We start from the raw sequence: 16,398 nt of genomic DNA, 5'->3' as shown, positions 1-16,398 counted from the left end.
GACTATTAAAATCCATAAATAAATGCAAAATAAAAATGCCAAAGCCAGTTAAAACGGTTGCCGAGGCAATACAAAACATAAAAAACCATTAAGAATGAACATTAATTCGAATACAGTAGTGTCTATAACTTATGAACTACACACTACTACTCCAGAAGGTCAGCAAGTTTTTGTTGAAAAAGCAAATGAAGAACAGCCATTAGTATTTTTATATGGCGTAGGTATGATGTTGCCTAAATTTGAAGAGCATTTAGCTGGCTTAAAAGCTGGCGATGAGTATAGTTTTGAACTTTCTCCGGCAGATGGCTACGGTGAACTAGATGCAACTGCTCATGTAGATTTGCCAATTGATATGTTTAAAGAAGCTGGTGAATTGCCAAAAGTTGGTGATGTAATTCCTTTACAAGATAACCAAGGTAACCAATTTCGTGCTGGTGTAACAGGTGTACACGAAGAAATTATTTCTGTTGATTTAAATCACCCAATGGCTGGTAAAAACTTAATTTTTGCTGGTAAAATTTTAACAGTACGTGAAGCAACTGCTGATGAATTAAGTCATGGTCACGCTCATGGTGCTGATGGTCATTCTGGTCATTAATCAGTTTCAAAGATATAAAAGAAAAAGCCTCGATAATTTATCGAGGCTTTTTTATGTTAATTAGTTTAGTTAATCGAAATCTGATGAAAATAGAGTTTATATTATTTCTCATAATCTTATTGCCGCTAGTTGTATATCGAATGTATAGGTGGTATGATTATGTGAAAAACAGAAAGTACAGTGGTGATAAACTAAAAAAGTACGCTGATAAAATGAATAGCGATAAAAATACTATTAACTAAAAAGCCTTGATTGTTAAATCAAGGCTTTTTTATTTCTAAGAACGTTTGTCATCCAGAATGAAGAGAAGGATCTGTGTACTTCGACAAGCTCAGCATGACAAAAAAATTATTTATACATTTCTTCTCTCAATTTTGCTACTTCTTCGCTATTAATGTAATCGTCATACGTCATCATTCTATCAATACTTCCTTTTGGTGTAAGCTCAATAACTCTGGTAGCTACTGATTCTGTTAACGCATGATCTCGTGAAGTAAATAAAACGGTGCCTTTAAAATCTTTCATTCCATTATTTAATGCAGTAATCGATTCTAAGTCCAAGTGATTTGTAGGTTCGTCGAACATTAACAAATTGGCTAATTGTAACATCATTCTTGAGAACATACAACGCATTTTCTCGCCTCCAGAAAGCACTTTTACATTTTTAAGTACTTCTTCCCCAGAGAAAAGCATTCTGCCTAAAAAGCTTCTTACAAATTGTTCATCGGCATCTGTTCCAGAATATTCACGTAACCAATCAACTAGATTTTCATTTTTTCCTTCGAAATAATTAGAATTATCATTCGGAATATCAGCTGTGCTAATGGTTACGCCAAATTTAAAATCTCCTTTATAACTGGTATCTCTTCCAGCTAAAACATCATAAAATGCAGTTGTAGCTAAACTATTTTGAGAAAGAATAGCAATTTTATCACCTTTGTTTACCATAAAGTTTACACCGCTAAATAAAACTTCGCCATTAACGGTTTTACTTAAATTCTCAACTTGTAAAATCTGATCACCTGCTTCGCGACCTAAATTGTTAAACAAAATAGCAGGGTATTTTCTGCTAGATGCTTTGATTTCAGAAATATCGATTTTATCTAATGCTTTTTTACGAGAAGTCGCTTGCTTAGATTTAGAAGCATTTGCGCTAAAACGCTGAATAAATTCTTGTAACTCTTTAACTTTTTCTTCAAGTTTTTTATTCTGATCACTACGTTGTTTCAATGCCAATTGGCTCGATTCATACCAGAAAGTATAATTACCAGAATAAATATTCATTTTGCTGAAATCTATATCCACAATGTGGGTACAAACCGCATCTAAAAAGTGTCTATCGTGGGATACAACCAATACAATACTTTGATAATCTGCTAAGAAATTCTCTAACCAAGCAATAGTATCAATGTCCAAATCGTTGGTAGGCTCATCTAATAATAAAATATCAGGATTACCAAATAAAGCCTGCGCTAATAACACACGCACTTTTTGATTACCATCTAATTCTTTCAATAATTTATAATGATGCTCTTCTTTAATACCTAAATTGCTTAATAAAGTAGCTGCATTACTTTCCATATTCCAGCCATCTTTCTCTGCAAAAAGATTTTCTAATTCGCCAGCACGTTCGCCATCTTTATCGCTAAAATCTTCCTTTAGATAAATAGCGTCTTTTTCAATCATGATGTCATACAATTCCTTGTGTCCCATCATAACGGTCTCAATTACTGTGTTTTCATCAAATTCATAATGATTTTGCTTTAAAACCGCCATGCGTTCGCCAGGCGTAAAAGCCACAGAACCGCTTGTTTGGTTTACTTCGCCACTCAGAATTTTTAAAAAGGTAGATTTACCTGCGCCATTAGCACCTATTACACCATAGCAATTGCCTTGGGTAAATTTAAGGTTAACATCTTCAAAAAGAGTACGTTTGCCGTAACGTAAGGATAGATTAGAAACTGAAATCATGTTGCTGAAAAATAAGGTGCAAAGGTAGTTAATTTATTGCTCAATTGCTAGTTAGTAGTAGTATTGAATACAATTAGATTTATTAATTTTGAGTTATGCAAAGCGATGTACTTTTAACTATAATCAAATCAACTTTATCGAAGAAAACAGTCGATGAATTGACTAAAATTATCTCTGAAAGTGATTTCTCATTTCAAGATCTAATTGATTTAACCTTCCATAAAGAGGAGAAAATTGGTTTTAGAGCCTCTTGGATTTTAGAAACTATTTGCATTACCAATTTAGAACGCTTTTTACCACACATTCTCTATTTTCTAGAGAAATTTCCTCAACAAAATAATCTTTCTTGTCGGAGGCATTACAGTAAAATACTAACTTTAATTACCAAGAAAAACGCACCACAAACTGCAAAGGAAATTATAAACAAGTACGACACTGACACCTTAGTTGAAACTGTTTTTAGTTGGTTAATTGACGAGAAAGTTCCTGTAGCCATTAAATCTCATTGTTTAAATATTCTAGCCAATCTTAATTCAAAACATAGCTGGATTAAAGAAGAATTGAAACAAACAATGGATTTTTTGGTTGATAAAGAAAGTATCGCATTTTACGCAAAAGTTAAACAGATAAGGAAGCAGTTGAAATAGCAAATTACTTTACAACTAAATAACATTTTAACATTGCTAAACTTCTATTTTTGCTCAATGAGCAACAAACCCGAAATTTTAACCGAAATCATAAAAGGAAGAAGAAGCATTTTTCCTGATAGCTATATACAAAAAGAAATTCCAGTAGAAATTATTGAGCAAATTTTAGAAAGCGCTAATTATGCACCAACACATAAATTAACTCAGCCTTGGCGTTTTGTGGTGATTAGAAAAGAAGCAAAAGCAAAGCTAGGAGCGGAGTTAGGTCGTTTGTATAAAGAAACAGTTCCTGCTGGAAGTTTTCTGCAAAAAAAGTACGACAGCTTTTCAGCAAAAACAGCACAAGCTGATTGTATCTTAGCAATTAACATTCAATTTAATGCAGATAAAGTTCCCGCTTGGGAAGAAATTGCCGCAACAGCCTGCGCAGTACAAAATATAGCATTAACTGCCGAAGCCTTTAACATTGGTGCGTATTGGAGTTCTCCACCTCTAATAGATGATCTAGGAGATTTTTTAAATCTTGAAGAAAATGAAAAATGTTATGGTTTATTTTATATGGGATACCATAACGAAGAACCTCGTGAAGCAAGCAGGACAGCTATGGCCGATAAAGTTAAATGGCTAGAAAAATAGTTTTTACCCCAACAATTACCGCTTAATAAGTAAGTCAGCAAAAACTAATCTATGTTTGGTATTGCAACTTAAATTTTAATATATTTAGTTTGCTTAACTAACCAACTATGCAAGAAATCAAATCATCCCTATATCAACTCTGTTTAGATTTTATAAACGAACGCATACAAACGGCTGAAACTGCTTTGCAACAAGCTCGTGAAGCAAGTAACGACGATACAAAAAGTAGTGCTGGTGATAAATATGAAACTAGTCGCGAAATGATGCAACAAGATATAGACCGAAATAAAAGGCTGTTAATTGATGCCGAAGAAAATCATAAAGTATTAAGCTCTTTAAAAGATGCGCCTTTTTCTGAAGAAGCTCGCAACGGGAGTTTAGTATACACTAACCAAGGTAATTTTTACTTGAGTATTAGTGCCGGACAATTACATTTAGGTAATGAAACTGTTTTTGCTATATCTGCGGTTTCTCCAATTGGTAAATTACTATTGGGTAAACAAAAAGGTGGTGAGTTCGATTTTAATGGGAAGAAATATCAAATTAAGGAAGTAGCTTAAAAATTTTTGTCATTCAGAGCGTAGCGAAGAATCTATAAAGCGGTTAAGAGATTCTTCGCTACGCTCTGAATGACAAGCTATCTAAAAACTATTCTTAATGCTATTGCTTAATGTTTTAGGGCTCCAATAACCGCTAGCAATAATTCTTCTAATGGTAAATAATGGATCTTTTTCATCACGTTTGGTAGATAATTGAAAAGCCATTCTAAAACCGCGTTTTTTCAACTCAGGTATTCCTTCCGCATTCCATAAACCAAAAGGATAAGCAAATTCGTTCATTTTTTTGCCTGTAATTTCTTCCAGTTTTTTAGTTGGTTTATCTATTTGAGTTTCCCAATCTTTACCAGTGTATTTTTTAAAGTTTTGGTGATCGTAAGTATGACTTCCAATTACATTTCCTTCATCGGCAAGTTGTTTAATTTGGTCTGCGCTCATATAATCAACAAATTTCCCTTTTTTACCAATGGAAACCGTCATAATAAAATACATGGCTTTAAAACCTAGCTTTTTCAATGTAGGATTAACAATAGTAAACTGATCTAAATCCGTATCATCAAAAGTTAACATAATAGGTTTTGAAGGTAATTTTGCTCCAGTATTCAAATACGCATACAATTGGTCTGGCGAAATAGTGTGGTAACCGCTATCCGCCAACATTTTCATTTGGTCTTTAAAATTCTGAATTTCTACAATGTAATCCTTGCCAACTTTGCCATCGGTAGCTTTCCAGTTACGAACTTGGTGGTAGCATAAAATTGGAACCTGCTTGCGTGCTAAAATTGTTTTCGCATCAGCAACTTTTATATTAGAAACATCAACTTTTTCTGTGGAAGCTCCATCGACTGCAGCTTCTTGTGAAGTACTATCTTTTGTGCTTTCACTTGTACCAGACTGTGATTTAGATTGGCAACTCGCTACTAAAATCAGCGCTGCTGCTATAAGGGATAAGAAATTTGTTTTCATCTATTTATAATATGTTTTTCATTTGTGATGAAGCTATCAGATTTATTTATACCATTGTGTGGTTTGAAAAATCATGATGGTTTCATCGTATAATCTTTAACACAAAACTATAAAAACAAGATAGATTTATTAGAGAAATTATCACAGTGTGGATAAAATTATAAATGTTCAATAATTTGCTGCCTCTAACTGTTTTATTACAAATAAATCAATGTTTAAAAGCACATTTTAAATAAATTAGGCCTTTTATTTATCCCTTAACAATCATCAATGAAGAAACTCTACTCACTCTTGTTTTTACTTTTAGTTTTGAGCATCCAAGCAATTGCTCAAACAAAAACTATTTCATTAACAGAAACTACTCAAGCGCCAGAAAAGGCTAATTATCAGGCAGCATCTCGTTTTTCTCCAACTAAACTGAGAAAAATAATTTATTCAACAACTGTTGATCCACATTGGTTAAAACTGAGCAATAGATTTTGGTACCAGTTCGAAACACCAAACGGAAAGCAATGGTATATTGTTGAACCAGCTTTAAAAAGTAAAAAACTACTTTTTGATAATGCGAAACTTGCAGCAGAAATCACGCTGATTATTCGCGATCCTTTTGATGCACAACATTTGCCAATCGAAAATTTAAAGTTTGCAAAAGACGAAAAGAGCATAAATTTCGAAATAAAAAGCACAATAGACGAGTTAAAAAAAGATAGAAAAGACAAAAAAGCTGCGGATTCAATGCAAAAGAAAATCTATTTCTTTAACTACGAATTGGCTACTAATAAATTAACGGAAGTTAAAAACTACGATAAACCTAAAGCAAAACCATCATGGGGTTCGGTTGCACCAGATTCTTCTGCCGTAATTTTCTCACGTAATTACAACTTGTATTGGATGGATAAAGCCAATTATTTAAAAGCTGTTAAAAATGAAGATGATAGTACCATTGTAGAACATCAACTCACAAAAGATGGTGTAAAATTCTACTCGTATGGTAGCGATGGTGATGGCGAAAACAACGAAGAAGTTGTTAAAAACGATAAAAAAAGACGTGGAGCTTATGTTTTATGGTCGCCAGATGCTAAATATTTTGTGTTAGATAGAACTGACTCTAGAAAAGTAAAAGATCTTTGGGTAATCAATAGCGTAAGCGCTGGCAGACCAACTTTAGAAACTTACAAATATCAAATGCCAGGAGAAAAGGAATCTCCAATTGATGAATTTGTGCTATTTAATTTTGCTGCTAAAACTCAAAAAACTATCAATACTACTGCTTTTAAAGATCAGAGCATTTCTAGTTGGGGCAAAGAGAATTTAAATAAGGATAGAGATAATGAGTTTCGCCCGTCAATTTGGTTAGGCGATAATGAAAAATTCTATTTCTCACGTACCAGTAGAGATTTAAAACGAATTGATATTTGCACCATTAATATTCAAACGGGAGCAGTTACTCAACTTATAGACGAACGTTTTAACACTTATGTAGAAGTTCAACGACCTGGTTTAATTGATGGCGGAAAAGAAATTATTCATTGGAGTGAGCGTGATGGCTGGGGACATTTCTATCTATTTGATGGCAGCGGGAAATTGAAAAATCAAATCACTTCTGGCGCATTTCATTGCGAAGGCATCGTAAATATCGATCAAAAAAACCGCGTACTTTACTTTACTGCAAACGGTCGCGAAACTAAAGAAGATCCTTACTATTTACACCTGTATCGCATTAATTTTGATGGTACTGGAATGAAATTATTAAACGCTGGCGATTTTGATCATGCTATAAACATGAACGATGAAGCTAAGTTTGTGATTGACAATTTCTCTAGAGTAAACACAGTTCCTAAATCAGTTTTACTAGATAATTTAGGTAATAAAGTGATGGATTTAGAAACCGCAGATTTATCATTATTAATGGCAACAGGTTATAAATTCCCAGAACCATTTAAAGTTAAAGCAGACGATGGCGTAACCGATATTTATGGTGTAATGTACAAGCCATTTAACTTCGATCCGACTAAAAAATATCCAATTATAGAGTATGTTTATCCAGGTCCGCAAACCGAAGCGGTAAATAAATCGTTTGGTCGTAGCATGGATAGAGTAGATCGTTTGGCGCAATTTGGTTATATCGTAATTACGGTTGGTAATAGAGGTGGTAATCCTGCTCGTTCTAAATGGTATCATACCTATGGCTACGGAAATTTACGCGATTATGGTTTAGCAGATAAAAAAGCTGCAATTGAACAACTGGCAGATAAATACTCTTTTGTTGATGCAAATAGAGTAGGTATTACAGGTCATTCTGGTGGTGGTTTCATGTCAACAGCAGCACTTTTAGTGTATCCAGATTTCTTTAAAGTTGCAGTTTCAGCAGCCGGTAATCACGATAATAGCATTTACAACCGTTGGTGGAGCGAAAAACATCATGGCGTTAAAGAAATTGTTTCAGCCAAAGGCGATACCACTTTTAAATACACCATTGATAAAAACCCAGATTTAGCTAAAAACCTAAAAGGACACCTATTATTAATGCATGGCGATGTAGATAATAATGTAAACCCAGCTAACTCAATTCGTGTAGCAAATGCACTTATAAAAGCAGGTAAAAGGTTCGATTATATGATTGTTCCAGGTCAACGTCACGGTTTTGGTGACATGACAGAATACATGTTCTGGCGCTTAGCCGATTATTTTAACAACTATTTATTAGGAGATTTCTCTCAATCCGTTAATGTAAATATCACAGAGATGGATAGGGAAGTAGAACGAAAACAGTAAAATAAAAAAATAGCCGCAGATGCGCAGATTCTTTTTAATCTGCGCATCTGCGGCTTATAACCTAAAACTACTAACTTTAAATATGAAAAAACAACTAGTATTACTGGCTTTTGGTGCAATCGCTTTTGCATCCTGTCAATCAAACAAAAACGTAACAGATACCCAACCAGATTCAGTTGCTCTAAAAGCAATAAATGATACTGCTTTTTCAAAACACATTGCAGTTTTAGCTTCCGATGATTTTGAAGGCAGAAAACCATTTACCGAAGGTGAAACCAAAACTATCAATTATCTAAAAGGAGAATTTGAAAAGCTGGGCTTAAAACCAGGCAATGGAAGTAGCTATTTTCAAGATGTACCAATGGTAGATATCAAATCTACACCAACAGATTTAATTCTAAAAACAACTAGTGGAAGTTCAACTTCGCTCAAATACTTAGATGATTTTGTAGGCGCAACTCGTCATGTAACCAATCAGGTTAAAGTAGAAAACTCCAATATGGTTTTTGCAGGCTACGGAATTGTTGCGCCAGAATACAAATGGAACGATTACGAAGGTTTAGATGTAAAAGGCAAAACCGTTGTAGTAATGGTAAACGATCCAGGCTTTTTAGATTCAACTCTGTTTAAAGGTAAAACAATGACGTATTACGGTCGTTGGACATACAAATTTGAAGAAGCTGCCCGTCAAGGTGCAACAGGCGTAATTATTATTCACGAAGACAAAGCAGCAAGTTATCCTTGGGCAGTAGTAAGAAGTGGCTGGTCAAAATCTAAATTATATCTTGAGGCTGCGGATGGTAATAAATCGAGAGCCTTACTAGAAGGATGGATTACTCAAGATGTAGCAAAAGCAATGTTTAAAATGGCTGGTAAATCAGCTGATTTGATGGTGCAAGCTGGTAAAAAAGGTTTCAAACCAGTCGATTTAGGATTGAAACTATCAACCACCATTAACAATACCATCAAAAAATCTATCTCTCACAATGTGGCAGCAATTTTACCAGGCACAAAAAGGGCAAATGAGTATATCATTTACTCTGGTCATTGGGATCATTTAGGAAAAGGCGAAGCTGTAAATGGCGATTCGATTTACAACGGAGCAGTAGATAATGCAACTGGAACTGCCGCTTTATTAGTATTGGCAGATGCATTTAAAAAAGCTAAACAACAACCCGAACGTTCTATTCTGTTCTTAGCGGTAACCGCAGAAGAACAAGGTTTATTAGGTTCAGAGTATTATGGGGCACATCCATTGGTTCCAGTTAATAAAACCGTTGCCAACATTAATATCGATGCAATGTCGGCCAGCGGAAAAACAAAAGATATTATTGCAGTTGGTTTAGGTCAATCCGAACTAGAAGATTATTTAGTAGAAGCCGCTAAAAAACAAGGTAGGGTTGTCGTTAAAGATTCCAATCCATCTGCAGGATTTTACTTCAGATCAGATCACTTCAACTTTGCAAAAGTAGGTATTCCAGCATTATATACCGAAGGTGGCGACGATAATGTAGCTCACGGATTAGCTTGGGGCAAAGCGCAAAAAGAAGATTATACCACCAATCGTTATCATGCACCTGCGGATAATTTTGAACCAGCCAAATGGGATTTCTCAGGCATGGTAGAAGATTTAAGATTACTATTCGATGTAGGTTATCGTCTAAGCAATGAAACCACTTTCCCAAGTTGGAAAGAAGGTAGTGAGTTTAAAGCAATCAGAGAAAAGAGCATGAAATAAATAATTCATTCAAATAAAAAAGCCGCAGATGAACTATTCACCTGCGGCTTTTTTGTGTTTAGAGTTTGTTTTCTTAAAAATGAAAGTTAACTCCTACTGTAGGATTAACAGCATCAAAACCAAATTTAAAACCTTCATTTTTAGACTTTTCAGCGGTAGCTACTTCGTATTTGCTGGTAGAATTAAAGTAAGAAAGTAGTCCAAAGCCCAACTCTACGGCTATCTTTTTAGTTGGGAAAAAAGCAAATGATGGAGTAATATTAGCATTATACGCAGTGCTTTTACTAGTCGATGGGGTTATATTTGTAATTATATTTTCTACCTTACCAAAACCAACACTTGCATTAAATTGACCAAAGAATTTAAATTTTTCTGTTATATCAACATAATAACGAATAAATGGCCCAATGTTAGTGGTATTTTGTTTTTGAGTTTGGGTAATTATTGTATTTATGTAAGATCCATTAACTGCTGTCAGCTGTGTATAAGCAGTAGAATTTTTTGAATACCTGTAACTTACATTTAAGCCAATGGCTAAATTTTTACTAACAAAATATCCATAATTAGGACCAATAGAAAATTCATTTTGTTTAAGAGTTGAGGTTCCTTGTTCTGCATTTGCAGTAAAAAAATTAAAAGAGCCTCCAATTAAACTTTTCCCCTTTTCTGTTTGTGCGTTAGCTGCGAACGCGGTGGCGCATAAAGCAACCATGATAAATAATTTAGTTTTCATTTGTATGTGTTTTAGTGTTTATCAATGATAAAAAGAAATAACCAAATAAAAACTATTATTTTAGTTACTCTGCTAATAAACAATCCAAAATATTGATAATCAATGCGAAAAAAAATATCTCAGTCTTTACGAAGGAGGTTTTTCACAGACTGCGGGAATCTCTTTCTTGCTTACAACAAGGACAATAAATTACAAATAGGAGATTGCCACTCCCGATGAAGAATCGGGATCGCAAAGACGGCCGTACAACCCTTCCTAAACCACAACCCCTCCCCAAGAACGAGGACCGGCCTTGTAGCATCCCGAAGGAGAAAGCATTAAAACTTCCCCACCAACTTTCAAAAATCACTCTCCAAAACAGAATGCAGTACCGATCCTTCATCGGGACCTTATTCTGTAGCCCTAAAAGTTTTGATAGCTTAATCCAAGAGATGATACTAAGCCTTGATCTTTTGTTTCTTTTCTATCAAGAGATACTGCGAAGCATTCTTGAATACCCCTAAAATAAACACTCATGAAAAACGAAAGAGCCATAGCGGCGGCGAGCTAAAAAATAAAGTAAGCAAGAAAGATTGCTTCGTGCCTCACAATGACGCGGCTACGATGGAGAAGAAAGCACTCTTGCAACGACGAGCTAAAAAACCAATCATTTAATACTCAATTTCAACACACTAACCCCCAAACCTCCTTCAGTATCGGTTCCTTCAATCCAAACTGTATAATTTCCTTTCTTATCAGCCGAAAAGAAAGATACATCAGCCTCGCCATTAGTATTAGTTAAAATAGTTGGGTTCCAATAAATAGTTGATCTATAATCTAAAAATTTATCATTTCTATTTACACTAGTATATTTCGGACTATAAAAAACCCTATCACTTCCATAATTAATAGGTTTTAAGAGATACATATTAGCCGCTTTTTTTAAAAATGGACCTGTCCCAGTTTTTGTAGTAACCTCAATAAATGCATACATTTTAGGATCCATTGGACTCATATACTCATTTCTATATCTAAAGCTGTAACCATTAGATAATATTTCAATCCCTCTTATATCCTCTGCATTATAGTAATCAATATATGATTTGACATACAAATAGTAATCATTATTTGAAGGAAAGCTAGGTGGTTGATAGAAAAAGTCGAGATCAATACCATCAAATATAAATTTTACTTGATCTCCATTTACAAAAAAGTCTCTTATTCCATTGCCCTTTCTATTACCTTCTCTAAAACCTTTTATCTTTTCTTGCAATACTTCAAGCAATGTTTTTTTATAAATAGGAGTTAAATCCTCTTCAGTTAAAATTTGAGATGCTTTACCAGCACCATTCAAATTTTTCGAGTCTTTAATTGTCTTTTTCCCAGTTATTTTAACCTCTCTTAACAATATTCCGCCTTTTAAAGCAGCTTCATAAACTTGGTTTTTCGCTATAATTTGTGCTACCCCAACGCTATCAAATACTTCATTGTTTTCAACATTATTTTTTTTCTTAGCAGTGATAATAGGTGGCCTTACAAACTCATTAACAGTAATTCCTAATGTACCTGCCTTTCCCTTCGCGTTTTTCGCCTGAATTACAAAAGAAGCACTATCTATAGGGGGTAACTGATCAAAAACAAATTCACCGTTTTGATTTGTTAATGTATCTAAAATCATCCCGCCTTTGTTTTTACCTAATAAAATAACCTTAGCATTTGCACTCGGTTTGCTCATTACGTTCGTAATTTTACCGCTTATAGTATATTCTTTATCAGCGTTAAAAGTTAGTTTTTTGTTAACATCCCAGTTATAGCTTACCCACCCCTGAGTTAACATCAAAGCATCTAAATCACTTTTCGTTTGTTCATTTTGCTGATGGAAGTAATAACCAGGCTTTTCTATTTGTCCTTTTAAATCCGAAGTCATTAATAAATAGCTCAATATATTTTCATCATTCAAACTATCTTTTGAAACCTGATTATCATCTGTAACCGCCATTGAAAAAGAACCCGATACAGGTTTCCCTAAATAATCCGAAACCTTAATATGAATGGGAATACTATCTCTCAACGTATATTCAAGCGATTTGGAAGAAATACTAACTTTTAATTGATCATTATGATTGAGGAAGAAATTCCTTTCATTAAGCACCTCTTTTTTATCATTCATTAAAAGAATTTGAGAAACACCTGTCGGAAAAATATCTTTTGATACTTTAATCGTCTTTCCTTTAGTATTTGCATTAATATTAGCAACAAAACACAATAAACCTTTAGACTGACCTAATAAAATAAGTTTTTGGTCAACTAGAGTAGAGGATAGCGCAATTGATAAAGAATCGGATGCATTATTGTCTCTAAGGCTAATCACCGTACCTGCTGCAATTGCTTTAGGTAAATTTTTATATATTAATTCATTTCCTAATTTAACCTTTGCAGTATAAGTTTCATTTAGCAATGGCGATAATGTAAAATAGCCCATTCCTAAAAAATTAGACTTAAACTCCGTCACCTTATTTTGTTTCGAATCTAAAATCTCACCACTCACTTCAATGCCTTTAGCAGATTTGTCTAATGCTTTAAAAGCCATTTTCTGAGGAAAATCTGCAACCCACGAACCTCCTTCAGGTAAGAATTGAATATCTACCTCTTGCTTATTTCTTTTAGCATCATTTGATGATGATGTTTTTTCAGCAATAACTTTAGACTTAGTTACAGCTGGTTTTTGATTAGCATCTATAGCTAAAATTTTAATTTCTTTTTTGAAGAGGTAGGTATCACCAAAGTTTTGCATCCAATTAGTATAAGCCCTAAAAGTGTAATTGCCTGGCGGATATTTATCTTCTTTTAAAGGAAAAGCACCCCAAGTTAATCCCAAAACAGTAGGCAAGGAAAGCGTCTGCACAACTTCACCATTCCAATTAATCATCTCAGTATAAATCAATCCGCTTATTTGAGAGTAAGCATGGAAACTCGCATTAACTAAATAACCCTTAAACCAAATCGTGTCCTGAGGAGTGTAAACACTTTTGTCAAAATGAACATATAATTTCTCTCTCGGAGCAATTTCTCTAATCCGATCATATTCACTAATAACTCCTGATTTAGAATCTGCTGTTTGCGCAAAAGTCGATTGACTTAAACTAAACACAAAAAGAAGCGATAATAAAAGAGTTTGAAGTTTCGGCATCATAAAAAATTGTATAACTAAAATACAATTTAATTATCAAATCTTAAAGATTACTTCTCCAACCTGTGGGGTTACTAATTTATGGTCAATTTCATGGTTTTATAACCAAAGTGACCTAGCATATCAGTGCCTTCCAACCAAACGGTATACGTTCCTTTTCTATCAGTCGCATAAAATGAAATATCGGTTATTCCATCATCGCCAGTAACCAAATTTGGTTGCCAAAATACGGTAGATCGAAAATCTGGTTTAGCAGAATTAACATTTTCTGGAGTGTAAAGCGGACTATAGAAAACCCTTCTTTCACCGTATGGTTGTGCTTGTAACCTAACTACATTTGCATATTTTTTAGTGTAAGGGCCACTACCAGATTTAGTAGTAATTTCTATGAATGCTATATCAGTAGAATTGGCGCCATATGCACTTCGGTACCGATTCGCTTTACTTGGTGAAAACATTAATTCAATTCCTTTAATGTCATCAGCTTTCATAAATTGATCTAAGTACTCATTAATAAAATTAAAATGTTGATTAGGTTGCGGGTTCGAAAACGCATCATAGTTAATATCTAAATCAATACCATCAATAATAAATTTGAGATAAAAATTTTGATAATGATATTCAATATTTTGACTAATAATACCTGATGAACTCCTTTGAGGTCTAGCATTAAAACCTTTAATATTTCTTCTCAAAAGGTCAAGCACACTTTGTTTCGTGTCTTTATCTATTATTTCTTTATCTAAAACTAAATCCGCAATTCCACTTCCATTTAAATTTTTTGAAGCTTCAACCTTTTTTACACCCTTAATTTCTACTTCTCTAAGTCCAATTCCCTCTAAATAATTTAGTTCCTGTTGTTTAATACTCATGATATGATTTGAGATTTGAGCAATTTCAACATTTGAATTTTCATCAGTAGCAGGTTTAAAATCAGCAGCCTTAAACTCATCCAATCGAATAGCTAACGAACCTTTTTTATCATTACTATTTAATGCCCTAATAGTAAGTGCAGTTTTCTCTATCGGAGGAAACTTGTCAAAGCTAAATCTACCTTCTTGGTCGGTCAATGCATTGGCAAAAACATATGATTTATGATTCATTAAAGAAACCTTTGCACTAGGATAGGGGTTATTTAATCCATTAATAACACTACCAGTTATGGTATATGTTTTTTCTGGCTTAAAAGCGATATTTTTTGAGGGCTCCCAATTGTATTTGACCCAACCTTGAGTAAGCATTAACGCCTCTAAATCGGCATGTGTTTGCTCATTATCATTTTCAAAATACGAAATAGGATTTTCAATATGCTCTTTTAAATCTGAACTCAATAGTAGATAAGAGAGGATATTATTTTCCGATTGAACCCCTTGTGTAAGGTCATCATCAGTTACAGCAACTGAAAAAGTAGAGGCAACTGGCTCATTGCTTTTAGTGTTGATACGAATAGCTAACGAAATTTTATCTCTTGGCTTGTAAGTCTGAAAATTCTGTTCTGTTGATATTTTTAATTGATCATGATGATTTACAAAAAATGCTCTTTCATTTAGCGTTTTTCCAGTAGCATCCAATAAAGCAATCTGACAAACACCAGAAGGTAAATTACTTTTAGGAATCATCAATCCAGTAATTTTAATATTAGGTTGTAATGCTACAGAATAATAAATAATACCTCTAGATTTTGCTACAATGGTAATTTCTTGGTCTTTTAGTTCAGAAAATATCCGAACCCCAATAGAATCAGATTGGAAACGATTATTTACCAATAAGCTCGCACCACTAGTTGTTGCTTTTGGCAAGTTTATGGTATAATTCTCTTGGTTTACTACAACTTTTGCTACGTAATTTATGCCGCTATTTGGTACCATGCTAAAATAGCCCATACCTTTTGTGTTGCTTTTAAAATCAACTACTTTATCACCTTTTTCTGTATATATACCACCAGCTATTAGAAGACCTTTTCCATTAATTGCTACCGCCTTAAAACCTATTCTTTGTGGCTTATCAGCAAGAAGGTTTCCTCCTTCTGGCAAAAATTGAATATCAATCTTAGTATTGTTTTCTGGTTTTTTTGCAATTTTAGGTACTGCAGGTTTAATGAGTAAGAGATCTTGCTTTGATTTCAATTCTTTTGTGGTATCCGCATTCAAAATCGTTATCTTTTTGATGAAGAAGAATTCACTTCCAAAGTTTTGCATCCAGTTGGTGTAAGCCCTAAATGTATAATTGCCAGAGCTCATTTGTTCTTTATCTATTTTATAACTACCCCAAGTAACTCCTAAAATTGTATTAAATGCCTTGCTTGCTACAATTCTTCCGCTTTCATCAATCAATTCAGTATGTATTAAACCACTTGGTCCAGTATTGTCTAAGGTACTAGCATTTACAAGATATGCTTTAAACCAAATGGTATCGGGCATAATGTAGGTTGATTTATCGAACTGGAGATATAACTTTTCAGGTCCAAAATTTAACGTGTCTTTTTTGTTGTTTTTTTGATCAGAAGATGAATTTTGAGCATAGGATGAGAGGCACGATAGTGTTAGAAGTATAGCAATAAGCCATACACGAGTAGTTTTAGTCATGTTTTCAAATGTGTGTAAACTAA

General features: G+C 33.9%; 11 protein-coding genes. 6 read left to right on the top strand and 5 right to left on the bottom strand.

Annotation, left to right across the window (positions count from 1 at the left end; all coding sequences use genetic code 11):
- The first annotated feature begins 94 nt into the window (after positions 1–94).
- Positions 95–598, top strand: a complete 504-nt coding sequence (locus GM921_RS07550) for an FKBP-type peptidyl-prolyl cis-trans isomerase (RefSeq protein WP_182921983.1) — start codon at positions 95–97, stop codon at positions 596–598.
- Positions 599–946: 348 nt separating this feature from the next.
- Here the strand turns inward: GM921_RS07550 and GM921_RS07545 are convergent, their stop codons facing one another.
- A complete protein-coding gene (locus GM921_RS07545) occupies positions 947–2,569 on the bottom strand; it encodes an ABC-F family ATP-binding cassette domain-containing protein (RefSeq protein ID WP_182921982.1) in 1,623 nt (540 codons plus the stop codon).
- 95 nt (positions 2,570–2,664) lie between these two features.
- Here GM921_RS07545 and GM921_RS07540 point away from each other — a divergent pair, with 95 nt between their 5' ends.
- The 3 genes from GM921_RS07540 (at position 2,665) to GM921_RS07530 (ending at position 4,412) form a co-directional block, all read left to right on the top strand.
- The gene (locus GM921_RS07540) at positions 2,665–3,216 is read left to right on the top strand and encodes a hypothetical protein (protein ID WP_182921981.1); all 552 of its coding nucleotides are present in this window, start codon (positions 2,665–2,667) and stop codon (positions 3,214–3,216) included.
- A gap of 57 nt (positions 3,217–3,273) precedes the next feature.
- Complete coding sequence (locus tag GM921_RS07535; protein WP_182921980.1) at positions 3,274–3,852, top strand: nitroreductase family protein; 579 nt, start codon at positions 3,274–3,276, stop codon at positions 3,850–3,852.
- A gap of 107 nt (positions 3,853–3,959) precedes the next feature.
- Positions 3,960–4,412 carry a 3-oxoacyl-ACP synthase gene (locus tag GM921_RS07530; RefSeq protein WP_182921979.1) on the top strand — a complete coding sequence of 151 codons (453 nt, stop codon included), beginning with the start codon at positions 3,960–3,962 and terminating at the stop codon, positions 4,410–4,412.
- An 81-nt stretch (positions 4,413–4,493) separates the two neighbouring features.
- Here the strand turns inward: GM921_RS07530 and GM921_RS07525 are convergent, their stop codons facing one another.
- Positions 4,494–5,375, bottom strand: coding sequence for a polysaccharide deacetylase family protein (locus GM921_RS07525; protein WP_182921978.1), 882 nt, complete (start codon positions 5,373–5,375; stop codon positions 4,494–4,496).
- Between the two features lie 270 nt (positions 5,376–5,645).
- On the opposite strand from GM921_RS07525, the gene GM921_RS07520 reads away from it, so the two are divergent.
- Together GM921_RS07520 and GM921_RS07515 are read left to right on the top strand one after the other, a co-directional pair.
- Complete coding sequence (locus GM921_RS07520) at positions 5,646–8,150, top strand: S9 family peptidase (protein WP_182921977.1); 2,505 nt, start codon at positions 5,646–5,648, stop codon at positions 8,148–8,150.
- 82 nt (positions 8,151–8,232) lie between these two features.
- Positions 8,233–9,888, top strand: a complete 1,656-nt coding sequence (locus tag GM921_RS07515; RefSeq protein WP_182921976.1) for a M28 family metallopeptidase — start codon at positions 8,233–8,235, stop codon at positions 9,886–9,888.
- 73 nt (positions 9,889–9,961) lie between these two features.
- On the opposite strand, the gene GM921_RS07510 is transcribed toward GM921_RS07515, so the two are convergent.
- From GM921_RS07510 to GM921_RS07500, 3 genes are all read right to left on the bottom strand, one after another.
- A complete protein-coding gene (locus GM921_RS07510) occupies positions 9,962–10,621 on the bottom strand; it encodes an outer membrane beta-barrel protein (RefSeq protein WP_182921975.1) in 660 nt (219 codons plus the stop codon).
- Positions 10,622–11,267: 646 nt separating this feature from the next.
- Entirely contained in the window at positions 11,268–13,793 is a 2,526-nt protein-coding gene (locus GM921_RS07505; protein WP_182921974.1) for a carboxypeptidase-like regulatory domain-containing protein, read from the bottom strand.
- Positions 13,794–13,864: 71 nt separating this feature from the next.
- Complete coding sequence (locus tag GM921_RS07500) at positions 13,865–16,375, bottom strand: carboxypeptidase-like regulatory domain-containing protein (protein ID WP_182921973.1); 2,511 nt, start codon at positions 16,373–16,375, stop codon at positions 13,865–13,867.
- Positions 16,376–16,398: the final 23 nt, after the last annotated feature.

The sequence above is a fragment of the Pedobacter planticolens genome, from assembly GCF_014172375.1.
In the GTDB taxonomy this organism is placed as follows: Bacteria; Bacteroidota; Bacteroidia; order Sphingobacteriales; family Sphingobacteriaceae; genus Pedobacter; species Pedobacter planticolens.
Note: the sequence above shows the minus strand (reverse complement) of the source record. Positions and strands in the feature narration are given on the sequence as shown.